At 55.6% G+C, this 24,839-nt stretch carries 21 protein-coding genes and 2 pseudogenes; 7 read left to right on the top strand and 16 right to left on the bottom strand.

The window, feature by feature from the left end; translation table 11 throughout:
• The first annotated feature begins 94 nt into the window (after positions 1-94).
• Positions 95-2,338, top strand: a complete 2,244-nt coding sequence (locus I9H09_RS05555; protein WP_122347546.1) for a putative bifunctional diguanylate cyclase/phosphodiesterase — start codon at positions 95-97, stop codon at positions 2,336-2,338.
• 106 nt (positions 2,339-2,444) lie between these two features.
• On the opposite strand, the gene I9H09_RS05550 is transcribed toward I9H09_RS05555, so the two are convergent.
• Positions 2,445-3,815 (bottom strand): GntT/GntP/DsdX family permease, encoded by a 1,371-nt coding sequence (locus I9H09_RS05550; protein WP_005891494.1) that lies wholly within the window; start codon positions 3,813-3,815, stop codon positions 2,445-2,447.
• A 364-nt stretch (positions 3,816-4,179) separates the two neighbouring features.
• Between I9H09_RS05550 and I9H09_RS05545 the strand changes: the two genes are divergently transcribed.
• A complete protein-coding gene (locus I9H09_RS05545; RefSeq protein ID WP_122347547.1) occupies positions 4,180-5,457 on the top strand; it encodes a sensor domain-containing diguanylate cyclase in 1,278 nt (425 codons plus the stop codon).
• A gap of 33 nt (positions 5,458-5,490) precedes the next feature.
• Here the strand turns inward: I9H09_RS05545 and I9H09_RS05540 are convergent, their stop codons facing one another.
• A complete protein-coding gene (locus tag I9H09_RS05540) occupies positions 5,491-6,510 on the bottom strand; it encodes an SMP-30/gluconolactonase/LRE family protein (RefSeq protein ID WP_122347548.1) in 1,020 nt (339 codons plus the stop codon).
• A gap of 153 nt (positions 6,511-6,663) precedes the next feature.
• Complete coding sequence (locus I9H09_RS05535) at positions 6,664-8,403, bottom strand: dipeptidase (RefSeq protein WP_122311921.1); 1,740 nt, start codon at positions 8,401-8,403, stop codon at positions 6,664-6,666.
• A 285-nt stretch (positions 8,404-8,688) separates the two neighbouring features.
• On the opposite strand from I9H09_RS05535, the gene I9H09_RS05530 reads away from it, so the two are divergent.
• Positions 8,689-9,669, top strand: a complete 981-nt coding sequence (locus I9H09_RS05530; RefSeq protein ID WP_183142488.1) for a YiiG family protein — start codon at positions 8,689-8,691, stop codon at positions 9,667-9,669.
• Between the two features lie 60 nt (positions 9,670-9,729).
• A pseudogene (locus tag I9H09_RS05525) lies at positions 9,730-10,398 on the top strand (DUF6508 domain-containing protein); the annotation flags it as partial.
• Positions 10,399-10,515: 117 nt separating this feature from the next.
• Here the strand turns inward: I9H09_RS05525 and I9H09_RS26945 are convergent.
• Positions 10,516-10,941: pseudogene (locus tag I9H09_RS26945) on the bottom strand (GNAT family N-acetyltransferase).
• A gap of 153 nt (positions 10,942-11,094) precedes the next feature.
• On the opposite strand from I9H09_RS26945, the gene I9H09_RS05515 reads away from it, so the two are divergent.
• Entirely contained in the window at positions 11,095-11,304 is a 210-nt protein-coding gene (locus I9H09_RS05515; protein WP_122347549.1) for a hypervirulence associated TUDOR domain-containing protein, read from the top strand.
• A gap of 122 nt (positions 11,305-11,426) precedes the next feature.
• Here the strand turns inward: I9H09_RS05515 and sodC are convergent, their stop codons facing one another.
• The 3 genes from sodC to I9H09_RS05500 all read right to left on the bottom strand — a co-directional run bounded on the left by sodC (position 11,427) and on the right by I9H09_RS05500 (position 13,576).
• Entirely contained in the window at positions 11,427-11,945 is a 519-nt protein-coding gene (gene sodC, locus I9H09_RS05510; protein WP_122347550.1) for a superoxide dismutase family protein, read from the bottom strand.
• Positions 11,946-12,200: 255 nt separating this feature from the next.
• Positions 12,201-13,211, bottom strand: coding sequence for a zinc-dependent alcohol dehydrogenase family protein (locus tag I9H09_RS05505; protein WP_054990373.1), 1,011 nt, complete (start codon positions 13,209-13,211; stop codon positions 12,201-12,203).
• A gap of 56 nt (positions 13,212-13,267) precedes the next feature.
• Positions 13,268-13,576 carry an ArsR/SmtB family transcription factor gene (locus tag I9H09_RS05500; RefSeq protein WP_080268074.1) on the bottom strand — a complete coding sequence of 103 codons (309 nt, stop codon included), beginning with the start codon at positions 13,574-13,576 and terminating at the stop codon, positions 13,268-13,270.
• Positions 13,577-13,720: 144 nt separating this feature from the next.
• On the opposite strand from I9H09_RS05500, the gene I9H09_RS05495 reads away from it, so the two are divergent.
• Both I9H09_RS05495 and I9H09_RS05490 read left to right on the top strand, forming a co-directional pair.
• Positions 13,721-14,509, top strand: coding sequence for a transporter substrate-binding domain-containing protein (locus I9H09_RS05495; protein WP_122347551.1), 789 nt, complete (start codon positions 13,721-13,723; stop codon positions 14,507-14,509).
• 116 nt (positions 14,510-14,625) lie between these two features.
• Positions 14,626-15,615: a hypothetical protein gene (locus I9H09_RS05490; RefSeq protein ID WP_053931928.1), complete on the top strand. Its 990-nt coding sequence runs from the start codon at positions 14,626-14,628 to the stop codon at positions 15,613-15,615.
• Between the two features lie 88 nt (positions 15,616-15,703).
• On the opposite strand, the gene I9H09_RS05485 is transcribed toward I9H09_RS05490, so the two are convergent.
• From I9H09_RS05485 to I9H09_RS05445, 9 genes are all read right to left on the bottom strand, one after another.
• Positions 15,704-16,723, bottom strand: coding sequence for a branched-chain amino acid aminotransferase (locus I9H09_RS05485; protein ID WP_024691752.1), 1,020 nt, complete (start codon positions 16,721-16,723; stop codon positions 15,704-15,706).
• A gap of 151 nt (positions 16,724-16,874) precedes the next feature.
• Complete coding sequence (locus I9H09_RS05480) at positions 16,875-17,516, bottom strand: CatB-related O-acetyltransferase (RefSeq protein ID WP_024671299.1); 642 nt, start codon at positions 17,514-17,516, stop codon at positions 16,875-16,877.
• Positions 17,517-17,557: 41 nt separating this feature from the next.
• Positions 17,558-18,547 (bottom strand): glycosyltransferase family 2 protein, encoded by a 990-nt coding sequence (locus I9H09_RS05475; RefSeq protein WP_487250744.1) that lies wholly within the window; start codon positions 18,545-18,547, stop codon positions 17,558-17,560.
• Positions 18,548-18,695: 148 nt separating this feature from the next.
• Positions 18,696-19,583 (bottom strand): heme o synthase, encoded by an 888-nt coding sequence (gene cyoE / locus I9H09_RS05470; RefSeq protein ID WP_005891467.1) that lies wholly within the window; start codon positions 19,581-19,583, stop codon positions 18,696-18,698.
• Positions 19,584-19,593: 10 nt separating this feature from the next.
• Complete coding sequence (gene cyoD / locus I9H09_RS05465; RefSeq protein ID WP_236502207.1) at positions 19,594-19,926, bottom strand: cytochrome o ubiquinol oxidase subunit IV; 333 nt, start codon at positions 19,924-19,926, stop codon at positions 19,594-19,596.
• Positions 19,926-20,558 (bottom strand): cytochrome o ubiquinol oxidase subunit III, encoded by a 633-nt coding sequence (locus I9H09_RS05460; protein WP_122347552.1) that lies wholly within the window; start codon positions 20,556-20,558, stop codon positions 19,926-19,928. Before I9H09_RS05460 ends, cyoD begins: the two co-directional genes overlap by 1 nt.
• Positions 20,559-20,560: 2 nt before the next feature.
• Entirely contained in the window at positions 20,561-22,573 is a 2,013-nt protein-coding gene (cyoB, locus tag I9H09_RS05455) for a cytochrome o ubiquinol oxidase subunit I (protein ID WP_122324460.1), read from the bottom strand.
• Between the two features lie 3 nt (positions 22,574-22,576).
• The gene (gene cyoA / locus I9H09_RS05450; protein ID WP_122324459.1) at positions 22,577-23,518 is read right to left on the bottom strand and encodes a ubiquinol oxidase subunit II; all 942 of its coding nucleotides are present in this window, start codon (positions 23,516-23,518) and stop codon (positions 22,577-22,579) included.
• 462 nt (positions 23,519-23,980) lie between these two features.
• Positions 23,981-24,490 carry a disulfide bond formation protein B gene (locus tag I9H09_RS05445; protein ID WP_055002250.1) on the bottom strand — a complete coding sequence of 170 codons (510 nt, stop codon included), beginning with the start codon at positions 24,488-24,490 and terminating at the stop codon, positions 23,981-23,983.
• Positions 24,491-24,839: the final 349 nt, after the last annotated feature.

The following is a 24,839-nucleotide window of genomic DNA, read 5'->3' as shown; positions in this document are numbered from 1 at the left end:
TCGGACTATTCAGCAATTGATGGCATTTAGTTATCACCCGGCATTGAGGCGATGAAATACCGGGCACCGTTGAGTGAATTACAGGAATAGTCAGATGAGCCATCAGGGCGACGAGCGCGACCAGAGCGCACCTTCGAATCATGACCGCATCGCAGAGGTGTTGAAGGCTGCCGCCCACTCTGCGTGCTGTTCTCTGGGTTCGCTGATGGTGCCAGGGGCATCGGGTTGGGAACAGGCTGCCCGCTTTGGCAGCGGAGACTGTTCTGTCGACGAGGTGTCGCTAAGAACGCTGTCGTCTTATGGCGATGTGGTATGGGTAGGCCACGACAGCCCCAAGGCCCCTCTGCAAGACAGCGACCGATGCACCCTGATCTACGTTGCCATACGCGGGTCGATGCGCGAGTTGCTGGGTGCTGTTCTACTGAGCAGTAGCGACCCCAAAGCAAGCTTCAGTGCTGCGCAACGGTACGCGCTTCAGACCCACGCGGCTCACCTGAGCACCTACCTGCAACCTGATCGTGAGGCCGAAACCGCCAACCCGTTGTTGGGCTCCATCGAAAGGCTGCGGCTGCTTGAATCAGTGGTCATCAATGCCAACGACGCGATTCTGATTACCGAAGCCGAGCCGATCGATCTGCCGGGGCCTCGCATCGTCTATTGCAACCCGGCGTTCCTGGCTATAACGGGTTTTACCGAAGCAGAAGTCATCGGGCAGACACCCCGGATACTTCAATGCGAAGACACCAGTCGTGAAACCCTGGACGTCATCCGCGAAGCACTCACTCACTGGCGGCCGGTCGAAGTCGAACTGGTCAACACGCGCAAGGACGGCAGTCAGTTCTGGGTCGAACTGAGCATCGTGCCGGTGGCCAACGAGAAAGGCTGGTTTACTCACTGGGTCTCCGTGCAGCGGGATATCACCGAGCGCAAGGAGTCTCAGCACCTGGCTCAACGAGCGCGTCTGGAATGGGAAGAAAAACTGGCCCTGCAGAGCCGCCTGGAAGAGCGCGAGCGCATCTCGGAGGAGCTCGCCTATATCGCGTTCCATGATGAACTGACTTCACTCTACAACCGCGCCTACCTCATGAATGAGTTGACCCAGGCATTTGAAAACCTTGACCCGCAATACGAACGTGCGACGGTGCTGTTTCTGGACCTGGACGGGTTCAAAGTCGTCAATGACAGCATGGGCCATCTGGCCGGCGACCAGTTGCTGAAGCGCGTGGCCAACCGGTTGCAAAACTGTGTACGTTCCAATGATGTGCTGGCACGAATTGGTGGTGACGAGTTTGCAATATTGCTGATAGGCAAGGATCAGCCGGAGACGGCAGTCAGAATGGCAGAGCGCATTGTCAGTCAGTTGCATGCAGCCATTCAGATCGAAGGTCAGGACATCTTCATATCCTGCAGCATCGGCATAGTCACCGCCTGCGACAGCCACTCAAAGCCGGAGGACTTGCTGCGTGACGCAGACGTGGCAATGTATTCTGCGAAGAAACAAGGCAGAGGACGCTGGAGCATCTTCAACGCCTCGATGCGCGAAGCGGCGATTGATACGCTGGTGATCCAGAACGCCTTGCGCCAGGCCCTCGAAGACAAGGACTTCCTGGTCTTCTACCAACCCATCTACAGCAGCGACAGTGAAGATCTGGTGGGCGTCGAGGCGTTGGTCAGATGGGATCACCCCTCAATGGGCATTATTTCACCGGATGCGTTCATCCCTATTGCCGAAGACCTCGGCATCATTCACGAGTTGGGCGAATGGGTCATGAACAAAGCCTGTAGCGAGGTGCAGGCATGGCGCAAGGCGTTCTCTCATCTGGACTTGAGACTCAACGTCAATGTGTCCGGAAAAGAACTAAGCCATCCCGGATTCGTCGATCAGGTTACCCGGATCATTGCGGTAACCGGGTTGCCTGCAACGCAACTTCAAATAGAAGTCACCGAATCGGTCTTTCTTTATCAACCGGACGAGATAGCAGAGATTCTCCGCCAGATTCGACAGCTTGGCGTGCGGGTGGCACTGGACGACTTCGGCACCGGTTACAGCTCACTGGGCTACATAGACCGTTACCCTATCGATGCGGTGAAGATAGACCGGTCTTTCGTCTCGCGCATGATGACCTACGACCGGAGCGAGGCGATCGTCAGCAGTATCCTGTCTCTGGGACGGGCGCTTGATCTGGATATAACCGCTGAAGGCGTGGAAACAGAGGAACAGTACAACCGCCTGCATAAAATGGGCTGCCCGTATTTTCAGGGCTACTTTCTGAACAGACCCATGCGGTCAGAAGCACTTGAGCACGTTATCCGGTCTGTCGCGGTATGCGGTGCCTGACCCCGCAATCAAATGATTTGCTGCAGGGTTTGTGGCAATCAAGCGGGGTAGAGGTATGCCTCCCCCCGTTACATAAACGGCCATTTCACCGAGGCGGCCAACCCCCTCACACCAGCCAGTGCCACAACAGCAACGTTCCTATCAGCCCTGTCACCGAGACAATCGTTTGCAGCACGGACCAGACCCAGAGGGTCTGCTTCAGTTGCAGGCCAAAGTATTCACGGACCATCCAGAAGCCGGCATCGTTTACATGGCAGAAGAACACCGAACCTGCACCAATTACCAGGGCAATCAGCGATGCCTGGATCGGCGCAAGCCCGGCCATCATCGGTGCAAGAATGCCCGCTGTGGTGGTGGTCGCCACAGTGGCTGAACCAGTGGCCTGGCGCAACGCCACGGCGATCAGCCAGGCCAGCAGCAGGTAAGGCATATGCGCGCCTTCTGCGACCTTGCTGATGGTCTGACTGACCCCGGCATCCAGCAATGTCTGTTTCAAGCCACCACCGGCACCGATGGTCAGCAACAGTACGGCGATAGGCGCAAGGCTTTTACGCAGCGTCCCGCCGACATGCTCGCGGGATAGCCCATTCGCCCAGCCCAGGCAAACCGTTGCTGCCAGCACCGCGATACCCAGAGCGACCAGCGGCTCACCGAGAAACTTCAAGGTCAGTGCGATGTTGCTTTCAGGCTCCATCGTCACCTTGGCCAGGGTGCTGCCGAGCATGAGAATCACTGGCAGCAGAATAATCAACAGCGAGATGCCGAACCCCGGCTGGCGACGGTTATCGGGTCTGGCACTGAACAACTCGCCCAGCTCGGCGGGTTCTTCAATGTGCATGCGCTTCGACAACCAGTTGCCATACAGCGGGCCTGCGAAAATCACCGCTGGCACCGCAATGCAGAACCCCAACAGCATGGTCAGGCCCAGGTCTGCGTGCAAGGCACTGACCGCGATCAGCGGTCCTGGGTGGGGTGGCATCAATGCGTGCAGCGTGGTCATGCCGGCAAGTGCCGGGATAGCGATTTTCAGCAGAGGCTGCCCGGACTGACGCGCCATCACGAAGATGATCGGCACCATCAGGACCAGTCCCACTTCAAAGAACAACGGCAGGCCAATAACCATTGCCACCAGCGCCATGATCCAGGGCAGCGTCCTGCCCTTGCCCAACTTGAGCAAGGTGGAAGCAATCCGGTCCGCAGCACCGGACTCGGCCATCAAGGCCCCCAGCATCGCACCCAGCGCGATAATGATCCCCGCTTCACCGAGAATGCTGCCTGCACCCTTGCTGAATGCCTTGGCAACCGACTCGGCGGGCAAACCAGCGCCTATTCCGGCGATGAACGTGCCCACGAGAATAGATAGAAACGGAGGAAGCCTGGTAGCGCTGATCAGCACGATGATCGTGGTGATCGCAATCAGGCAACAAATAATCAGTCGGGTGTCATGGAACACCCAGGCCGCAGAAGACAGATCCAACACAGTACCCCTAACGTTTGGTATCCAGCTCAGGCGCTTTCGACGCCGAGAGACAGAAAGATTCGAAACAATTGGTTTCAATTCATCAAAAGATACCGGAATACCCACAAGCGTCGCAGCTAAATATTCAGTTTGCCGACTTCGTCTGCACTTGAGTACCTGGCAGTTTCGGCAGTCGTCCGGGCCATGAAGTCCATCCGTTCCAGGCAAGATGCGCCCTACAACTGATGTGGGTATAGTGGAAATGCAACGAGCGTTCAGAGTGTGCGGTCAAAGCGACAGGGCCTGCGATCAACCCGGCATTGCCTCACATTTGTCTGGTCAGCGCCACGATCAGTTAGCGGATCACTCGACAGGAAATCAGATGACCTCATCCAGCCAGCGTCTTGCCCTGCTTGAAGCCGTGGTCGAGCAGTCGTTCAATGCGGTACTGATAACCGACGCCACGCTGACCGAAGGGGGTCCGTTCATTGTTTATGTCAATCCGGCATTCTGTGCGATGACGGGTTATACAGCAGAGCAATTGATCGGCCTGTCGCCAAAATTCCTGCAAGGTGCGGACACCGACCCTCAGGTAATAGCGCGGATGCGCCAGTGTTTGAGCGATAAACTCTTTTTTGAAGGATCGACAGTTAACTACCGCGCCGATGGCAGCCCGTATATTGTCGAGTGGAAAATCTCTCCGGTGCATGACGATGCAGGCAACCTGTGCAACTTCGTGTCGGTCCAGCAAAACATCAGCCCTCGCGTCCAGGCTGAGCGCGAGCAACACCTGTTGGCACAAGCACTGAATGCGGCGTTAGACCCGATTATCATCACAGATCGCAACGCGCTTATTGTATTTGCCAACGAAGCTTTTCAGCAGGTCACGGGCTACAGCTCGACAGAGATCATTGGTCAAAACCCGCGAATGCTTCGTTCAGGCAAACACGATGAACTGTTTTATGGACAATTTCATGAAGCGCTGGCAAGCGGCGAGCCGTTTCGCACCACCTTCATCAACAAGCGCAAGGACGGCTCGCTGTTTTATGCGGAACACAGCATCTCTCCGCTGCGCAACGTCGAAGGCACCCTCACTCATTACGTCAGCATCAGCCAGGACGTGACGACACGGCTGGGTCGCGAACAGAAGTTACTGGAGATTGCTCACAGCGATACACTCACTGGCCTGGACAATCGAAGGTCCGCCGAACATACCCTGGAGCGCATGATCAGTAACGCGTGGCTAACGGGTAATCCGTTCAGCCTCATCATCTGTGATATCGACCATTTCAAGCGGGTCAATGACCAGCACGGCCACCCTGCTGGCGACGCCGCCCTGAAAAGCGTTGCGTCCATGTTTAAACACCAGATTCGTACGCACGATGTGGCGGCCCGTTGGGGCGGCGAAGAGTTTCTGATCCTTGTGCCCGACAGCTCACTGAAACAGGCAGTCGAACTGGCGGAGCGCGTTCGCAAGGGCGTTGAAGGTCTGGAGATACCGGAAACCGGCTCGGTGACCATTTCTCTAGGCGTGGCAGCACTGGACCCCGGAGAAACGGCAGCGAGCCTCATTCAGCGAGCGGACAAGGCGCTTTATCAAGCCAAGCGCCTTGGCCGGAACCGTGTAGAGAGTGCGAAGACCGACCACACGGCTTATTGATACGACCGCGTGCCGTGATCTGACGCCCTGGTCTTATGGCCGCTGGCTACCGGCAACCAGCACGGGCACTCTCAGCACCTTATTGGCGGCGGTGATGTAAACCCAGTGCTGTGACCCTGTCGAACAAAAAGCGAGGTTGCCTGTGTCCTCGGCATCAACCTTTAGCCTGCCAAGCAAATCTCCTTTGGCAGAAAACACCTGAACGCCCTCTTTACTGCTGCTCCAGACATTACCCTGCGCATCGACCTTGACCCCATCCGGGATACCGGGCGCAATGTCAGCGAATACTCTACCGGCGCTCAGCGCGCCATCACGCACTTCATAGACCATGATTCTGTGTGCCAGCTTCGAGTTTTTGAAGTCATGAGCCAGTTGGGAATCGGCCACGTACAACAGATGTTTATCAGGTGAAAAGGCCAGACCATTGGGCGAATGAAGTCCAGGTGTATCAAGCCTGGTCAGGGTGTCGTGCTCCGGATCGTAATGGTAGAGATACTCCCCGCCCTGCTCCGGCTTGCCGCCATAGCTCTCTGCCTCGTTCAAGACACCAAAGGTCGGATCACTGAACCAGATGCCGCCACGATCATCGACTACGACATCGTTGGGACTGTTCAACCGTTTGCCCTGATACCGATCGACCAGCGTGCGCCATTGATCATCCGGCCCCTGGCGCACAATCGCACGCTCACCGTGGGAGGCTGCAACGATATGGCCCTTGGAATCCCGCGCCCGCCCATTCTGATAATGAGCAGGATCCAGCAAGGTGCTGACGCCACCCTGCTCTTTCCAGCTCATGACTTTGTTAGCCTTCACGTCACTCCAGATCACGCCACCACCGGGCAGGCATAAAGGGCCTTCCGCCCACTGCGCATCGGCAGTCAGCAGATGTGCTTGCGCATCGGGCTGAATAAGTGCCGCAAACCGCGTGTCGAGCGCCTCGACTTTTACGGTCGACGTCACATCGGCAGCCATCGCTGCGCCGGCAGCCAAAAGCGCAACACCCAAGACCAGCACTGAGGTTTTCTTGCCCGGATGACTTGAAAATCGATTCATGTGCTTCGTCCTGTCATTCAATAGGCGCAAAGGCCAGAGCCACGTTTGGCAGCAGCTTCAGGCTTGAGTTTCAACGGGCAGTTTCATAACCGTATTGAACAATAAGCCGGAAAGACAGGACCTGCCCATGACGGCAGGCCCGAAAGGGTCACATCAAAGTGTTGGCAACTGCCCGATGCGCCCCATCATTTCGGTAACGATCTGCAGGTCCAGCAAGAACTGCTCGGTAGTCTTGAACTCGTTGTCCGTGTGACCGGTGTACTTGACTTCAGGTCTGGCGAGACCGAACTGCACGCCATTTGGCAGTTCATGTACCGAAGTGGCGCCTGCCGAAGTACCAAACGCATGTTTCATGTCGAGGTTTTCGCTGGCCACGGCGAGCAACGCCTTGACCCACTCACCTTCAGGGTTGCGATACATGGGCTCGGCAATGGAATAGTCGAACGCTGGCTTGATAGCGGTTTTCTGGCTCCAGGCCGCCAGCTTGCCGGCAATTTCAGACTTGAGCACTTCAGGGGATTTACCCTTGGGCACACGCAAGTTGACCGCCAGTTTGAATGCCTTGTCATCCAGTCCAACGTACGTCAGGGAAGCGGTCAGCGGCCCCATGAATTCGTCGGAAAAACCGATGCCGAGCTTTTCGCCCAAATAGTCCAGGCCCCAGTTTTCGGCAGCATAGCGAGCGGCGTCCGTAATATGAGTGTGCTTGAGCGCGACCTTGCCTTCGAGGCTGTTGATGAAGTCCAGCATTCTCGCTACCGGATTGACGCCGGACTCGGGCTCTGATGAGTGAGCGGAAACACCGGTAACCGTCAGTTTGACGTCCTTGCCTTCAACCCTTGTGGCGATTTCGAAGTTGCCGCCATTGCGCTGTACATAATCGGCACCGGCCTGTTGCAGGCTGGCCGCCAGTTCAGCAGGTTTGTCGCTCACCAGCGTAGCGACCGATTTTGACGGGATCTGATTGGTGGCCATGCCTCCGGTCATCGATACGATCTCGGCGCCCTCGCCCTGTGCGGCGCGCTTCGCAAAACTCGCCATGACAGTGCCATAGCCCTTTTCCGCGATCACAACCGGATAACCGCCATCCAGTGCCAGGTTGTAAACAGGTGTCGGATTACGCTCGAAATAATAGGGAATAGCATCACCAGCGGTTTCTTCGGTGGTGTCTATCAGCAACTTGAAGTTTCTCGCCAGCGGCAGCTTTTCTTCCTTGATAACTTTCATGGCATAGAGCGAAACAACGATGCCGTTTTTATCATCTTCAGTGCCGCGTCCGTACATGCGATCGCCGATCAAGGTGACGTGGAACGGGTCCAGACGGGTGCCGTCAGGCAATACCCAGTTCTCCGGCGTCACCGGCACTACGTCGGCATGAACGTGAATACCCACGATTTCATCACCACTGCCGTCCAGTGAGATTTCATAGACGCGATTATCGATGTTGCGAAACTTCAGGCCGAAGCTTTCGGCGAGGCCCTTGATCTTGTCGGCGATCTTGATGAACTCAGGGTTTTCATGCTGAGCCACACCGTCTACACGAACTGTCGGAATGGCGACCAGCTCGCGCAGGGTCTTCGTGGCGGCACTGCCGTATTTCATCCGCGCATAAAGGCCGAGCAGGCGATGAATTTCGTTCTGCTGATCTTCAGACAGCTTTTTGTTGTCGAGGAAGGCGCTAATCGCAGGACCGATATTGGCACTTTTGGCGACGTCATCCTTGGCCAGATTTCCCAGAAACTGCCTGAAGTCAGTGACCGGGGTATTACTGAACGTCTTGACGATGACGGCACTTTGTTGCGCACTGAGATTGGCAAAGGCCGAAGTGGAAACCACCGAGAGACTGGCCAGCACCAGCGTGGCTGCGGCCAGTTTTTTGAGGGCAAAGTTCATTATTGAAAGCATTCCTTGGCAGGCATGAAGAGGAATATCTGATCGATCGATCAGAAAGCTTTCAAACTTACACCACAAGACAACATTGCGGGAACCCCGATATGGCATACAGAACCTGCGAGAAGCGACGCACTGTTTTCCTCGCACATTGAAGACTTCACGTCCTGTTGCACAGCGCAGCAGACACTGTTGGACCCCGCCCCGACTGTGACATCATCCACGCCTGTCTGTGAATTTGCACAGGCCATGGAACGACGATATCCCCACACACGGAAGGAAAACAAAGTGCATTCAAGAAACCGGCTGGCAGCGTTACTGATGTCGATAAGCCTCTCCCTCATCGGGTGTGACAAAAGCGACGCACCTCAAAACGTCGTACAGCCCGGCAGCCCGCCGCAACAGCAAATGAGCGCCGAACAGGCAGAGGTCGAGAAGTACAATAAGTACGTGAAAGCGGCCAATTACGGCGCTGACTTTGGTGAATTGCTGGAGAGTCGTCTGAACGAATACCCGAAGAAGCTTGCGCCGGGTAAAAAACTGACCAGTTACGATCTGTTCACCGCCTACTCCATCAATGGCTGGCAACAGAACCTGAAAGAAGCGCTCGCCATCGAGTCCCCCATGCCGGAACTGGATGAGCCAGCCAAAGGCATGCTGGATGCATTGGCCAGGCTGGAGCCAATCCACGCCGAACTTGAAAACTACGCACAGTCCAAAGGCTTTCTTGCCGATGATGGGAAGAAGGCCCGTGAAATGGAACCAGCACTCGAAGCCGGGATGAAGGATGTCGCAACCTCTCAAGCCGCTTTTTTTGACGGAATAAGCAAGCGCGACGACATCAACATCCGCACTGCATTTGAAAGCGCAGAAAAAGACTCGCAGGCCTACTACCGAGCCGGCATCGTGGTGTATGCAAAAGAGTCTGCACGACTGGCCGGTGAATTCTTCAAGAACGCCGGAAGCGAAGAAACAGCAAAGCCTTTCGAAGCAAGTCTGAACAAAACAGCGCAGATGATCGAGAACTGGGACAAGAAGTCCCGTGCGCAAAAACGTCCGATTGGCTGCGTTTCTATCATGAACGACCTGAACGGCTTCGTCGGCAAAGGACGTGAGGCCATCAGCGATGCGCGAAGCGGTAATTACAAACGTGAAAACAGCAGCGAGATGCACTGGAGAGTGGCCAACCCGATCAAGCGTGGCTACGACGATGTACAAAGCGCTTTCGGTCGCCTGATCAACAGCATGAACAACGATGAGTGCATTTAACGTCACACGGCCACTCGCAGGATGCGCGAGGGCTTCTCCACGCAGGACGATACATCCCGTGAAACAGGGCGCAAGTTAGCTCAAGAGTTACTCAATACGGCAATCACCTTGGCCAGTATGAAAGCCGATAGTTCGCCCTCTATGTACTGGCTGATACAATCCGCAGCCATCGCCTCACTGTTTGCTGACGGCGTCCAATCGCAAGCGTTTCAGTATTACAGAGAACAACTGCAGCAGTACAAGAACGCACGAAAGACCGCCGGGCAAGTAATGGCGTTTGATATCTATGTGGAATGGCATACGCCAAAGCACGTCAGGACGTTCCTGCCACACCCGTCAAGCGAGACGCGCTCACCCGGCGAACCTGTACCAACGCCTGAGGATATCGATGAACTGTTGTCGTATCTGCCACGGTTGTACCCCTGCGGGATAGCCATCAAGACGTATGTCGTCAAGGAGAACACGTATTGGCCGGAGTACTTCCAGGTCGTAAACGACTTCTATCGTGCCGCAGGTAAAGACTGCTGGACAGACGTTGATTATATAAGTCATGGCGCAGGAGACATCCTCGAAAACGATGCTTATATCACTCAGGCAAACCTTGCAGACATACAAACCATGCTCACCTATTGCACCAGGGGCGAACGCTTTTGCGATGGACACCATGGTGGAATGATCGAGAAAGGCTACATTCTCAAGATCCTGCACAGACTGACCATACTGCGCGGCATGCACGACTGACGCTCAGGCCTTAATCGCGAACCGCACGTCTACTGCGACGAGAGATGAGAGGTGTCTGGGGCGCACGCTTATCGCGCTCACACCTCGCGCTCATCACATAAAACTCTATCTTTCGAATGACTTCAGTAGTGTATTACGGCTCCAGGGCCCGCAGTAGTCGGGGAGACACGCGATCAGCTTGTAACCGCAGCGCGCATACTACTTGGCGACATCGTCATCCAGCGTTTCGATTAAAGCGTCCACACAGCCTCGCTCGATGGCCAAACCTTCAATCCTGCGCAACGTCTCTGCCCCCAGGCCCTTTCCGCGAGACTGAGCGTCAATCCACAGGTAGCTCACGAAGAGTCGCCGGAACTCGGTGCGACCTGTCGCACCGCCAATCAGTAGATCGTTTTCCATGACCATGCAGGCGATCAGGTCAGCCAGCCCCCCTTTCGCCTCTGACATTGCGCGACCGTGTTTCAAGACCTCGGCACCCACGACCTGAATTTGATCATTGGTAATCTGTACGCCTGTAAGCCACTCCCTTATGTCATCTATTCCTTTATTTTCGGCAGAAAATACATGAGCAAGATAAAGGCCAACCAGACGGTCAACATGCTGAATTCTTCAGCCACTGACAAGTCCGAGTATTAATGGGCGACAGCAACAGATCGTCCGCTCATCTATTACGAGGGCATCCCGATGACTACTGCATTCAAGGTTGGCGACGCTGTACGCTGGAATTCCGAAGCGGGCGAGATACACGGCAAGGTCACGAAAGTGCATGTAAAGGATGTCGAATTCATGGGCAAACACCGGCCGGCATCCAAGGATGAGCCGCAGTTCGAAGTGAAGAGCGACAAGACCGGGCATTTGGCGATGCACCATGCGGAAGCGCTCAAGCGCGCTTGATCGTTAATAAAGTACGAGGCACATGCGCCACAATCTGAAAACAGTTGTAAGCACCTGACGTGCTGGCGCTTTGGGTGTTTTCAAAGCGCCAGACGGCGGAACTGTTTTTCAGAAGGCCCTTATCAGATCACACCGCACGCTGCACGGTCCCCGCCGCCACCCAATGGCTTGGGCATGTCGGAGTGGTTATCGCCGCCAGCATGGATCATTAATGCGTGGCCTTTGATTTCTGACAGCTTTTTCAGGCGCGGAGCCAATACCGGGTAGTTCGCGGTGCCGTCGGCCATGACATACAGCGCAGGCAGATCGCCCAAGTGGCCATTTGCGTAAGGACCAAGATGCTTGCCGGCCTTGGCAGGATCAAAGTGGCCGCCCGCTGCCAAGGCAGCAACCTTCACGCCGTCTTTGGTGCCTGCATCGCAACTGCCGTTTTCATGCACATGAAAGCCATGGACGCCTGCGGGCAGGTCAGTCAGTTTAGGCGTGAACAGCAAGCTATATTCCGTTTCGCTCACAGAAACACTGCCGATGGGTTTGGGTGCGCCATCTGCACTGACGAGATTGATCGGAACGTCCAGCGATGCAGCCTGAACGCTGAAGGAAAATACGCCAAGCAGGCCTAGCCAAAGATGAGGTTTCATAGGTTTCAATGCGTCCCTGATCAGGTAATCGAAAGGGACATTGCTTCAGGCAAATTGAATCTGTAAGCCACGCAACGTCCTTGAGGTCACAGAGGGTGTGACCAGAATCAGCGCAATTCTATGCAAAAAGATGAGCGAGGACCGCTCGGGAAAGTAATGCAAAACGTCACAACCGACCTGCCGACATTTGTCGACAGGTCGGTGATAGAGCCCTTTGCGCGGCTATTCACACAAAGGGCCAGTGCTGAAAGGTACTCAGATATCCAGGCAGATCTTGCCGAAATGCTGGTTGGTCTCCTGGTACTTGAACGCTTCGACAATGTCGGTCATCGGGAACGAACGATCCATGACCGGGCGCATGCCGTTGGCATCGATTGCGCGAATCATATCCTGCTGCTGAGTGCGGCTGCCCACCAGAACTCCCTGCATGCGAAGCTGCTTGACCAGCGCCGGGACGAACTCCAGTTGACCGGCCACACCACTCAGAATACCGATGACCGAGATGTGGCCAGCAACGCGTGCTGCGTTCATGGAATGCTGCAACGTCGAAGGACCGCCTACGTCAATGATGTGATCGACACCACGGCCGCCAGTCAGCTTGCGGGCCGTCTCACCCCAATTGCTGTCCTTGCGATAGTTGATTAGGTGATCGGCACCCATTGCCTGCAGACGCTCAAGTTTTTCATCACTGGAAGAGGTTGCGATCACGGTTGCGCCTACCATTTTGGCGAACTGCAAGGCGAAGATCGACACGCCTCCAGTGCCTTGCACCAACACAGTGTCACCGGCTTTCAACGCATCATCGACCATCAACGCGCGCCATGCAGTCAGGCCCGCAGTGGTCAGGGTAGATGCTTCGGCATGGCTGTAGCCCACTGGTGCATGGGTAAAAGAGGTCGCACGGGCAGTCACCTGCTCACGGGCATAACCGTCGACGCCATCACCAGGAACGGTGACGAACCCCTCAACCAAAGGCTCACCGCTGATCCATTCAGGGAAGAACGTGCTGACCACGGAATCGCCAACCTTGAACTCGCTGACGCCCTCGCCTATGGCAGTCACGACGCCTGCACCGTCGGCCATGGGAATGCGCTTCTCGCTCGGTGCCCACATGCCGGTAACGACAGCGTAGTCATGATAATTGAGCGAATTGGCATGCAGACGCACGGTAATTTCGCCGGCCTTCGGTGCCAGCACTTCGCTTTCGCCAACGCTGACCTGATCGTAGCCGCCGCCAGCCTGCACGTAGATGGTTGTGTTGCTCATGGTCAATCTCCTATCAATTCAACATTACGCAAAATGACGAAATGTATAAATAAAACTTATAGTTCTTTCTTGAGCCTATCGGCAAACCGGTCGATGGCCTGTTCGTCACGACGGAAGTAAGTCCACTTGCCAATCCTCGTTGCCTGAACCAGCCCGGCACGCTGCAGAATGGCCAGGTGCGCGGATGCGGTGGAGGCCGACAGACTGGCCTTGGCCTGAATATGCGACACGCACACCCCTATCGCCGGATCACCGTGGTCCTGTGGAGGAAAGTGGGCTTGCGGGTCTTTCAGCCACTCCATGATCAACATGCGAGTGTCATTGCCGACCGCTTTGATTTGCTCAAGAATCATGGGGGACAACATTACGCTTTTTTACGAAATGTTCAACCCCCGTGTAGAAGAAATACCCGTGGCACAGAAATTGATTACTGCTTCACACCGGTGTGACAAATGAAGCACTCTGTCGACCTTATAAAATCAAATGTACTGCCGCGAGCATCCCGCCCCATGATCAATCTGAAATACAGCGCACTGACCGCCCTGCTTTTGGGCATCACAGGTCTGGCTCAGGCTGAGGACTCAGCCTCGCACCTGGACAAGGTTCTGCAGGAGGGCCAACTGTCGGTCTGCACCACAGGCGACTACAAACCCTACACATTGCTGCGTGAAGATGGTGAATACGAGGGCATCGATATCACCATGGCGCGCTCGCTGGCCAAGAGCCTTGGAGTAAAAGTGCAGTGGGTGCCCACGACCTGGAAGACCCTGATGCCGGACATGATTGCCGGGAAGTGCGACATTGGCATGGGCGGTATTTCAGTCAGCCTGGAGCGGCAGAAGAAAGCCTTCTTCAGCAATACCCTGGATGTCGATGGCAAGATTCCGCTGGTGCGCTGCGAAGATCAGGCGTCGTATCAGACCGTCGAGCAGATCAACCAGCCTTCAGTGCGCTTGATCGAACCCGCCGGCGGCACCAATGAAGCGTTCGCTCGTGCTCACCTGCCGAAGGCCTCGCTGGCTTTTCACGACAACAAGACCATCTTCCAGAAGTTGCTGGATAAAAAAGCCGACGTGATGATCACCGACGCCTCAGAAGCGCTTTACCAACAGAAACGCATGCCGGGCCTGTGCGCAGTCAACCCGACCCGTTACATGCAATACGGTGAAAAGGCTTACCTCCTGCCCCGCGACGACATGGCTTGGAAAAGCTATGTGGATCAATGGCTGCACCTGAGCAAGGCCACCGGTGAGTACCAGCAGGCGCTGGGTGAGTGGCTGGCGGTGCCTGTCGAATAGGCAGACCGAGCGGTCCGTGGAATTGGCTTGCTGCGTGCGTGATGCACAATGGTTGCAAGGCGTGTCCCGGTGAAATAGCTTGTTGCAGACCAATACCCGGAAGGCAGTCCACGAGCATGAAGCCCAGCAAGCCCATTACCCGCGCGTTTTGCGTTGAGCTGCAACAAGAGCTGTCGATTGCAGCCGCCCGGCGGGAGTACTTTTCTCAGGAGCCGCCACGTACGCGCTTCGAATTTCTCTGCTCCAACGAAGCTTGCCGGGCACTCGGGGCCAAGGTGACCGGGGTTCGCTATGATGTGAAGCCCCAGGACAACCCGACGTTCGTTGCCGCGCATTTTCGCGCCAACCCACATTACGATCACCACCCGGATTGCGAATGGGTAGACGAGACCGCTGACGAGAAGCCGGAGGATCCGGTTGAAGAAACTGACGTCCAGACGCGCTTGCGCAAGGCCAAACGCAAGCTGGATGATTACATTGATGTATTCGATCCGACCATCAAGGAGCCGACCAAGGAGGAGTCTGGACTGGAAAAAGCGGGCACCCGCGAACCCCGACTCCCCGCAGCCACCCCATCGGCAGAAACTGTCACGCCCAAGAAGCCCCGTTACAGCGAGACCCGCACCAATAACCTGGAACGGCTCGTGGACAGCTATCGGCAAGCCAAGGCCGAACTGCCGCTGGAAGACTTCAAGTTGCTGAAACTGAAGATTCCCGGTCAGGGCGAAGTATCGTTGCGCTCATACTTTCGCCACATCAAATTCGCCAAACCCGGCGACAACGGCCGCGTGTTGTTTGGCGGCGGGCTGATAGAGCAGCGCTACGGGCTGGGTTTCAAGTTCAAGTTTTTCGACCGCCTCGAAGGCAAACTGGTCACGCTGTACGTGTCACCTGCGCAGATGCAGGCCTATCGTTCCAGCCGCTATATCAGCGAGTTGCTGAGCCATGCCGATGACGTAAAGTTTTTCACGATCTATGCACTGGGAACACTTACCCAGAGCCCCTCGGGCAAGAGTTACAGCGTCGAGGTCAATGACCTGCGGCACTTGTCGATCGTGCTGGGGCCAGCGAAGGAGCTGGTTGAGGAAGAGAAACCGCCAGGATAATGAACTAACTTTTGAGCAATGCAGATGCCGCCAGTGCCGCCCCCACGCGCTGCGTGGGAACGGTCAACTGTAGCAAGTTCTCAGCTCATCAGACCTTGACGATCCAGCCGGCAGGCGGCTCGATGTCGCCCGATTGAACGCCGGTCAGTTCCTTGTACAGACGCTGGGTCACCGGGCCAACTTCGGTCTGGCTATAGAACACGTGCAGTTTGTCGTTGTAGGAGATCCCGCCGATCGGGGTGATCACCGCAGCCGTTCCGCAAGCACCCGCTTCCTTGAACGTGTCGAGTTGATCGATGAAGACATCGCCCTCTTCGACCGTGAGACCGAGTCGGGACTGCGCCAGCTCGATCAGCGACAGGCGGGTGATGCCCGGCAGCACTGATGGCGACTTAGGCGTCAGGAACACATCGTCATTGGTAATGGCGAAGAAGTTCGCCGAACCCACTTCTTCGATCTTGGAATGGGTCTGTGGGTCGAGGTAGATGCAATCCGCGAAGCTGTGCTTCTTGGCCTCGGAACCGGGCATCAGGCTGGCGGCATAGTTGCCACCGACCTTGGCAGCACCGGTGCCGTTCGGCGCGGCGCGATCGTAGCCGGAGATCACGAAGTTGTTCGGCTTGAGGCCACCCTTGAAATAGGCGCCAACCGGAATGCAGAAAATCGAAAAGATGAACTCAGGCGCGGTTCGCACGCCAATGTTGTCGCCCACACCAATCACGAACGGGCGCAGGTAAAGCGCGCCGCCGGAGCCATAAGGCGGAATAAAGCGTTCGTTGGCTTTGACAACCTGCTTGCAGGCCTCGATAAAGACATCGGTCGGAACATGGGGCATCAGCAGACGAGAACAACTGCGCTGCATGCGCAACGAGTTCTGGTCGGGACGAAACAGGTTGATCGAACCATCTTTGCAGCGATAGGCCTTGAGCCCCTCGAAGCATTGCTGACCATAGTGCAGCGCCGTCGAGCCTTCACTGATATGCAGTGTGTTGTCTTCAGTCAGCGCACCCTGATCCCAGGCACCGTCGCGCCAATGAGAAAGATAGCGTTTGTCAGTCTTGATGTAATCGAAACCCAGCGTGTCCCAGTTGATGCTTTCTTGACTCATAACGCCCTCTATCATTTTAGCGACTGCCTGGACGAGTCAGGCCAATGCCTTATTCTGCCAGATCATTCAGCGTCTGAGGTTTGAAATAAATGCAAACCGACATGGCATTTATGACGCGTCGCCAAAAGCATGCGCTGTCGGTGTACGACGGTTATTTATCCGCAGGAGAACGAGATGCCTGGCGCTGGCGAATGTAGTCGACAAACGTATTCATGTCCGCACTGCACAAGGTTCGCGCCACGGATTTGACCTCTTCCATTGGCCAGTCCCACCAGGCGGCTTGCAATAACAGTTCGCGGACGTCCTCTTCAAAACGCCACCGGATGAACTTGCAGGGGTTGCCGCCAACGACCGAATAAGGCGCCACATCCCGCACGACCATTGCGCCCGCGCCCACGATGGCTCCATGACCGATCGTGACCCCCGACACAATGATGGCGTTGGCGCAGATCCAGCAGTCACTGCCAATCACCACATCGCCTTTGCTCGGCGCGTAATCTTTGATATCCGCTACTTGCTCGACCATCGCCGGAAACGGATAGGTCGTGATCCAGTCGGTACGATGTTCGCCGCCCAGCAGAATCTTCACCCCTTCGGCAATCGAGGTGTAGGCACCGACCCTCAGTATTGCGTCGTCACCAAAATCGACAATCTCCGGTATGCCGTAAGTCCCCACGCCTACCACCGCACGCGGGTACTTCAATCTGATTTTTTCGGCATGTCGCTCCAGCTTGTCCATTTGGCGCAGTTGCCTGCGCACTTTCCTTGTTTTCAGAAGCTCGATGAATTTCATGGTTACCTTGAATCATTTCCATTTCGAACAGCCTTACCGCATTACCGGTAGCTGAAGAGTAAACGCATGCAGCGCCGCCAGGTTGTACGATCGGCATATTTAAACGGGATAGAGCGCAGCAGTTTCCAGGCATATCGCTTGTCTGCAACCGCTGCGTATTTGAGGGCCTTGTTGACCAGCAATGTCCTGCCCCTCTGATATTCGGGATGGTCGCGGTAAGGCTCGATAGCCCTCAGATCGGCGTCCAGCAACACCTTGTACTTGCGCGAAAGATTGTTCGGATGACGGCGGTAGCGTGTCACGATCTGGGGAATGACGTGCATTTCATATCCCAAGTGAGCAATTCTCAGGGTTGCCTGAAAATCCTGGACCTTTATCTCCGGGTCGTAACCGTTCGCATCGCGCATGGCTTTCATCCGGTACAGCGCCACCGGCGCTCCCACCACCACCGCGCCACGTAATACGTCGTCGAAACTCAGGTATTCGATGTGATCCCGGGACTGACACTTGATCATGTTGCCGTCGCAGTCCATGTAGCTGACAAGCGCGCCGACGCAGCCCACCTCGGGGTGCTTGTCCAGATACTCCGCACGAAGGCGCACCGACGATGGAAGCATGATGTCGTCAAGGTCGGGCGTCGAAAGGTACACACCCTGCGCGTACTGAAGGCCGTGATTGAGCGCAGCACTGACGCCCTGATTAGCCTGACGGTAGAGCTGAAAAGAATAGCGCTGCTGCAAGGACTCAAGCATTGCGATGCTGTTGTCAGTGGAGCCATCGTCTACAACGATGACTTCGAAATTTTCGTAATCCTGGGCAAAGATGCTCCGAATCGCGTCCTCCAGAAATCGCTCGGCGTTATAACAGGGCGCGATGATAGAGACTAAGGGCTTGGGCATACGGATCTGACTTTCCGAAAAACTCATGGGTAACTGCCAATCCACTGATCGGCCCTCGAAAACGGGAACCAAATCTATAATAGATTGTATGAAAACCGGCACATCATGCTGCAAGCTGATACTTTTTTCCATTTTTGGGCACTTACACCCTGTAACCGGTCGTTTATGCATCCTTTTGAAGGTCTTTCGCCGACCTGCTCAGGTTAGCCAAGGCAGGATATTCGGCAAAAAAAAACCCATTCCTTTCGAAATGGGTTTGGGTGTTTCTCGTCAGGTGCGATCAGAAAGCGTAGGTCACCAACAATTCCTTTGTCACCTGAAAGTCCACCGACATCATCACGCTCAGGGCAGTAATGGTGAAGATAGAGAACACGAACAACTTGCGAGCCCAGACAGTATCGTCAACGGCCTTGTAGCCCTTCCAGGCCATGTACAACCAGTACATACCCATGCCCGCCGCGACAGCGAGATAGTTCAGCCCCGCATAACCGCCTACCGTCAACATCAGGGTCGCCACGAGGAACGCCAGAATGTAGAGCAGGATGTGGCGCTTGGTGACCAAAATGCCGCGTTTGACCGGCAGAACCGGAATCTTCGCCGCGCTATAGTCATTGAATCGGAAGATCGCGATGGCATAAGAGTGCGGCATCTGCCAAAGGCTGAACATCACCAGTAGCGTCAATGCCGCGAAATCGAAGCTGTTGCTCACTGCACAATAACCGATGACCGGAGGCATTGCCCCCGAGAGGCTACCGACAAGTGTGCCGTGAACGGATCTGCGCTTCAGATACAGGCTGTAGAAGCCAACGTAGATGACGAAGCCAATCACCGCGAACAGTGCAGCCAGTGGGTTGGCCTTGGTGTACAGCAAAGCAACGCCCGCAACACCAAGCACGGTGGCGTAGAGCAAGGCCAGTTTCAAAGAAACCAGGCCCTGAACCAGGACCCGGTTGCGGGTCCTTTCCATCCGCTGGTCGATATCGCGATCGATGCAGTTATTGAATACACAACCTGACGCAACCACCAGGGAAGTACCGATTACCGCAGCGAGGAACACGCTGAAGTCGATATTTCCCTTGGAAGCCAGAAAAAAGCCACCTGCCACCGAAAGCACGTTACCGAAAATGATCCCCGGTTTGGTGATTTGGATAAAGTGCTTCAGTGACATCTGGTATTCCTCAATGCGCCATCATTTCGCGGTGGACGCTGAAGATGATCCACAGCGACAAGCCAACCAGCAGGACGATAACCATCGTGGTAAAGGCGAAGGCCATCACGTTGTTGCGCTGCACGCTGGTGAAGTCCAGGTGCAGGAAATAATGCAAATGCACGAGGATCTGGATGATCGCGAAGACCAGGACGATCGCAATCGTCATGTCCTTCGGCAGCGAAGGCGACATCACCAGGGCAAACGGAATGGCGGTCAGGATGATCGACAGTACGAAACCGATGATGTACGACTTCACGGAGCCGTGACTATTGTCTTCAGCGGATTGATGCGAATTTGACATTACAAAGCTCCCATCAGATAGACAACGGTGAACACGCCGATCCAGACAACGTCCAGGAAGTGCCAGAACAGGCTAAGGCAGCTCAGGCGCGTCTTGTTGGTGTTGGTCAGGCCCTTTTTCTGGACCTGGAACATCATGATTGCCATCCAGATCAGACCGCTGGTCACGTGGACGCCGTGCAGGCCGACCAGCGCGAAGAACGCTGACAGGAAGCCGCTGCGGCTCGGACCAAAGCCTTCGTGGATCAGGTGATGGAATTCATAGACTTCCATCCCGATGAAGGAAGCGCCACACAGGAAGGTCAGTGCCAGCCAGCCCAGCACTTGACTCTTGTTACCCTTGTACAGCGCCAGCATGGCAAAGCCGTAGGTGATACTACTTACCAGCAGGAACGCGGTTTCCACTGCCACGAATGGCAGCAGGAAGATGTCGTGGCCCGACGGACCACCCGCGACACTGTTGACCATCACGGCGTAGACCGCGAAGAACGAGGCGAACAACACGCAGTCGGTCATGAGGTACAGCCAGAAGCCGTAGACCGTCATGGCACCGCTGTCGTGGTGATCGTCATGCCCGTGATCATGGTCGTGACCGTGATCTTGGGCTCCGGAGTTGATAGCAATATTTGACATGTTTAAACCTGTTCCAGCGAGGACTTGACAGGAGTGTATGCACCATTGGCCGCCAGGACCTTGTGATGCTCACCTTCAATACGCGCTACATCTTCAGCAGGCACCATGTAGCCCTGATCGTCACGTATGGCATGAGCGACGAAGACTGCGATGGTTGCTACCAGGCTTACGCCTACCAGCCACCAGATGTGCCAGATGAACCCGAAGCCGAAGACCGTCAGCAACATACCCATGTACAGGCCGGTAGCCGTGTTGTTAGGCATGTGGATCGCCGAGTAGCGGGCAGGAACCTGGTAAGCGGTACCGGCACGTTTGGCATCGGTGAACGGATCGATGTCGTCAGCCTTGGGCAGCTCGGCAAAGTTGTAGAACGGCGGTGGCGACGAAGTGGACCATTCCAGGGTATGGCCATTCCATGGGTCACCAGTCAGGTCGCGGTTGCTGTCGCGGTCACGGATGCTCACGAACAGCTGGATGAGCTGCGAAGCGATACCCATGGCAATCAGCACGGCACCGAACAGCGCGACGTCCAGGTAGATGTTCCACTCTGGCATGTCGGTAGCGTTGAGGCGACGGGTCATGCCCAGGAAGCCCAGCGCGTACAGCGGCATGAACGCGACGAAGAAGCCGACGATCCAGAACCAGAACGCTGCCTTGCCCCACTTCTCGTTCAGTTTGAAACCGAACGCTTTAGGGAACCAGAACGCGAAGCCGGCGATGTAACCGAATACCGCACCACCAATGATCACGTTGTGGAAGTGAGCAATTACAAACAGGCTGTTGTGCAGCACGAAGTCAGCACCAGGGATCGCCAACAGAACGCCGGTCATGCCGCCGATCGAGAAGGTGACCATGAAGCCCAGGGTCCAGAGTACTGGCGCGGTGAAGCGCAGACGGCCCTGATACATCGTGAACAGCCAGTTGAACAGTTTCACACCCGTCGGGATCGCGATGAGCATCGTCGCCAGACCGAAGAAGGCGTTGACGTTGGCACCCGCACCCATTGTGAAGAAGTGGTGCAGCCAGACCATGAACCCAAGGATACAGATCGCACCGGAAGCGAAGATCATCGACTTGTGGCCGAACAGTCGCTTGCCGGAGAACGTCGAGATAACTTCCGAGAACACACCGAAGGCCGGCAGGATCAGAATGTATACCTCAGGGTGACCCCACGCCCAGAACAGGTTCACGTACATCATGGGGTTACCACCCATTTCGTTCGTAAAAATGTGGAAGTCCATGTAGCGGTCAAGAGTCAGCAGCGCCAGGGTAGCGGTCAGGATCGGGAAAGAAGCCACGATCAGGATGTTTGCCCAGGTGCAGGTCCAGGTGAAGATCGGCATGTCCATCAGTTTCATGCCAGGGGTACGCATTTTCAGCACGGTCACGAGGAAGTTGACCCCCGTCAGCGTCGTACCTAACCCGGATAACTGTAGCGCCCAGATGTAGTAGTCAACCCCCACACCAGGACTGTATTGCAGCCCGGAAAGAGGCGGATACGCAACCCAGCCGGTCTTGGCGAATTCACCGACACCCAGAGACAGGTTGATCAGCAGCATGCCTGCTACCAACAACCAGAAGCTCAAGGAGTTCAGGAACGGGAACGCCACGTCGCGAGCGCCGATCTGCAGAGGCAGAACGATGTTCATCAGACCCGTGAAGAACGGCATCGCCATGAAGATGATCATGATCACACCGTGAGCGGTGAAGATCTGGTCATAGTGCTCAGGCGGAAGGAACCCTTCGGCACCGTTCTGGGCCATTGCCAGTTGAGTACGCATCATGATGGCGTCGGCAAAGCCGCGCAGCAGCATGACCATGGCAACGACGATGTACATCACGCCGATTTTCTTGTGGTCAACGGAAGTGAGCCACTCAGACCACAAGTATGTCCACTTGCGGAAATAGGTGATCAACCCGACAACCGCAATACCGCCAAGCGCGATCATGGCAAGTGTCACCATGACTATCGGCTCGTGGAACGGTACCGCTTCCAGACTTAATTTGCCAAACATCGTTTACTCCTCTGCCCCAGCAGCTGAATTTTTGCCTTTTTCCGCACCAGCGTCACCGGCCGCTTCTTTCTCGCCAGCGACGACCTTCTTGCCTGGATTCATACCTTCATACTTGTCGATGACGATCTGGAACAGGTTCGGGGTGACCGAGGAAAAGAGTTCGACTGGGTTACGTTCGCTCGGTTTGATCAGCTCGGCGTACTCAGCAGTGCCAAGCTTTTTGGGTGAGTTCTTGACTTCACTGACCCAGGCGTCGAAATCAGCCTGACTGGTGGCAGTAGCCTTGAACTTCATACCAGTAAAGCCCGCGCCGCTGTAGTTGGCCGACATACCGTTGAACTCGTGATTCTCGTTGGCAATCAGGTGCAACTTGGTGTGCATGCCCGCCATCGCGTAGATCTGACCACCCAGGCCGGGGATGAATAGCGAGTTCATCACACTGTCCGACGTGACCTGGAAATTGATCGGCGTCTTGGCAGGGAACACGATCTTGTTGACTGTGGCGATGCCGTAGTCCGGGTAGATGAATACCCACTTCCAGTCGACCGAGATAGCCTGAATGGTGACCGGCTTGACGTCAGACTCAAGTGGACGGTAAGGGTCCAGCTCGTGCGTAGAGACGTAAGTGATGTACCCCAGGAAGACCAGCAGCAGCATGGGTACGCCCCAGACTGCGATTTCGATCTTGGTGGAGTGCGACCAGTCCGGCGTGTACTTGGCAGCCTTGTTCGAAGCGCGATACTTCCAGGCGAAGATCAGGGTCATCAGGATGACCGGGATCACGACGATCAGCATCAGCAACGTAGCGATTATAATCAGGTTGCGTTGCTCAATACCCACCTGCCCTTTTGGATCGAGCAGAGGTACGCCGTCGCATCCAGTGAGCAGAAGCATACCGAAAAGGGCCAAGAAGCCAAAAAACCTGGGGTACCTTTTTTTACTCATTTCACGACCTCTAAAAGCAGCTTGCGCGGTGCAGTTGGGTTTCGACCGCCAACACTTCGCCCTGCCAGTGCCGGCTAATTTTTTTGAATTGAACAAGAGCCTGCCAGTACGCACAGCGGCATATCGACAAGTCCGGGTTGAGCAATGGATTCTTGTTTTTGAGTTGCTGGAACTGCCCGTCATTCAGGGCAGACGCTTTCGACGCGGCCATTATACGCCCTCCGAGGCAAGCGTTGCGCTGCCTGTTCAGAGTGCACAGGGGACGCTCCAAGCCTCAAAATGCTGATCGTTCAGCCAGGCTGGACGACAAGTGTTGGGGATTGTAGATATGTAAATTTTTAATGACTATGCCTAATTTTGTAACAGTTAATCTCTTAGCCAGTAACAATAACCCTGAAAACCTTCTCTCAAGCCCGAAAAAAGCCTCGTGATCACGAGGCTGTTTTCACGAAAACCCTGTATTTAGTATGGTTTGCGGCGGTTACGCATAATGCACGCCGGCACCAGAACCGCAGTCAGTACGAACGCTACCAGCGCCCACTGCGCGAGAGATAATCCGAGTACTGGCGGATATGGCGTCGTACAAAAGCCACTCACCTGAAACCCTGTAGGAAACAGTGTAGCCAATGGCAGGCCATCCACAATCGGCTGAAGCACATCGATTCCGCAGCTCTCGGACGGATGGGCGAGAATCCAGACATGACGGCCGGCGGCGGCGATACCGCCCAATGCGCTGAGGGTCACCAGCGTTTCGAACACCGTGACACCGCGACGCCCGGACATGGCGGCGCCGATGAACGCGAAGATCGCGATGAACAGCAGTGCATAGCGCTGCAGGATACACAGAGGGCAAGGCGCCTCACCCAGCACGATCTGCATGTACAGGGCACCTCCGATAAGGGCCAGGCAGATGATCCCCAGCAAAACCAGAAAGCGCTTCTCGCGTCTCAGGTACAACGTGTTGTCGCTCATTCACATACCTTACTGATGAGTGGTTTGCCATTGCCGCGCCAGTCGCGGGCAAAGGTTTGAACAGGAGGGCACCGCCCAGACGCTCTGATGCGTGCGCGATGATCATCTGTCTGGACTGGCAACTCAAGCATTCGCCATCCATACGGGCTGATTTGCCAGCCGGATGGTCTTTAGCGGGCTTTTTACCAAAAACCGAAATCGAGCCCTTCTATATATAGAAGGATGCGTCAGTTTGTCGCACCACCTCTTCTATATATAGCTGCGGTATTTTGCCGCAGGCTGAGTTCTGGTCAACAAGCCGGCCGTGGGAGAGGCGGACGGCCTATGCCGGACGCTGAAGCGACAACGT

Source organism: Pseudomonas tremae (assembly GCF_023278125.1).
GTDB classification, from domain to species: Bacteria; Pseudomonadota; Gammaproteobacteria; order Pseudomonadales; family Pseudomonadaceae; genus Aquipseudomonas; species Aquipseudomonas tremae.
The sequence above is the reverse complement of the archived record's forward strand: the minus strand, read 5'-3'. Positions and strand labels throughout refer to the sequence as shown.

Excerpts from the sequence above, each read along its gene's own strand:
- I9H09_RS05495 (WP_122347551.1), top strand. The coding sequence starts at position 13,721 with ATGATCAATCTGAAATACAGCGCACTGACCGCCCTGCTTTTGGGCATC.
- I9H09_RS05475 (WP_487250744.1), bottom strand. The coding sequence starts at position 18,547 with ATGGAAAAAAGTATCAGCTTGCAGCATGATGTGCCGGTTTTCATACAA.
- I9H09_RS05460 (WP_122347552.1), bottom strand. The coding sequence starts at position 20,558 with ATGTCAAATATTGCTATCAACTCCGGAGCCCAAGATCACGGTCACGAC.
- cyoB (WP_122324460.1), bottom strand. The coding sequence starts at position 22,573 with ATGTTTGGCAAATTAAGTCTGGAAGCGGTACCGTTCCACGAGCCGATA.
- I9H09_RS05540 (WP_122347548.1), bottom strand. The coding sequence starts at position 6,510 with ATGAATCGATTTTCAAGTCATCCGGGCAAGAAAACCTCAGTGCTGGTC.
- I9H09_RS05500 (WP_080268074.1), bottom strand. The coding sequence starts at position 13,576 with ATGTTGTCCCCCATGATTCTTGAGCAAATCAAAGCGGTCGGCAATGAC.
- I9H09_RS05485 (WP_024691752.1), bottom strand. The coding sequence starts at position 16,723 with ATGAGTCAAGAAAGCATCAACTGGGACACGCTGGGTTTCGATTACATC.
- cyoE (WP_005891467.1), bottom strand. The coding sequence starts at position 19,583 with ATGTCACTGAAGCACTTTATCCAAATCACCAAACCGGGGATCATTTTC.
- cyoD (WP_236502207.1), bottom strand. The coding sequence starts at position 19,926 with ATGTCAAATTCGCATCAATCCGCTGAAGACAATAGTCACGGCTCCGTG.
- I9H09_RS05555 (WP_122347546.1), top strand. The coding sequence starts at position 95 with ATGAGCCATCAGGGCGACGAGCGCGACCAGAGCGCACCTTCGAATCAT.
- I9H09_RS05535 (WP_122311921.1), bottom strand. The coding sequence starts at position 8,403 with ATGAACTTTGCCCTCAAAAAACTGGCCGCAGCCACGCTGGTGCTGGCC.
- I9H09_RS05515 (WP_122347549.1), top strand. The coding sequence starts at position 11,095 with ATGACTACTGCATTCAAGGTTGGCGACGCTGTACGCTGGAATTCCGAA.
- I9H09_RS05480 (WP_024671299.1), bottom strand. The coding sequence starts at position 17,516 with ATGAAATTCATCGAGCTTCTGAAAACAAGGAAAGTGCGCAGGCAACTG.
- I9H09_RS05505 (WP_054990373.1), bottom strand. The coding sequence starts at position 13,211 with ATGAGCAACACAACCATCTACGTGCAGGCTGGCGGCGGCTACGATCAG.
- cyoA (WP_122324459.1), bottom strand. The coding sequence starts at position 23,518 with ATGAGTAAAAAAAGGTACCCCAGGTTTTTTGGCTTCTTGGCCCTTTTC.
- sodC (WP_122347550.1), bottom strand. The coding sequence starts at position 11,945 with ATGAAACCTCATCTTTGGCTAGGCCTGCTTGGCGTATTTTCCTTCAGC.
- I9H09_RS05490 (WP_053931928.1), top strand. The coding sequence starts at position 14,626 with ATGAAGCCCAGCAAGCCCATTACCCGCGCGTTTTGCGTTGAGCTGCAA.
- I9H09_RS05545 (WP_122347547.1), top strand. The coding sequence starts at position 4,180 with ATGACCTCATCCAGCCAGCGTCTTGCCCTGCTTGAAGCCGTGGTCGAG.
- I9H09_RS05445 (WP_055002250.1), bottom strand. The coding sequence starts at position 24,490 with ATGAGCGACAACACGTTGTACCTGAGACGCGAGAAGCGCTTTCTGGTT.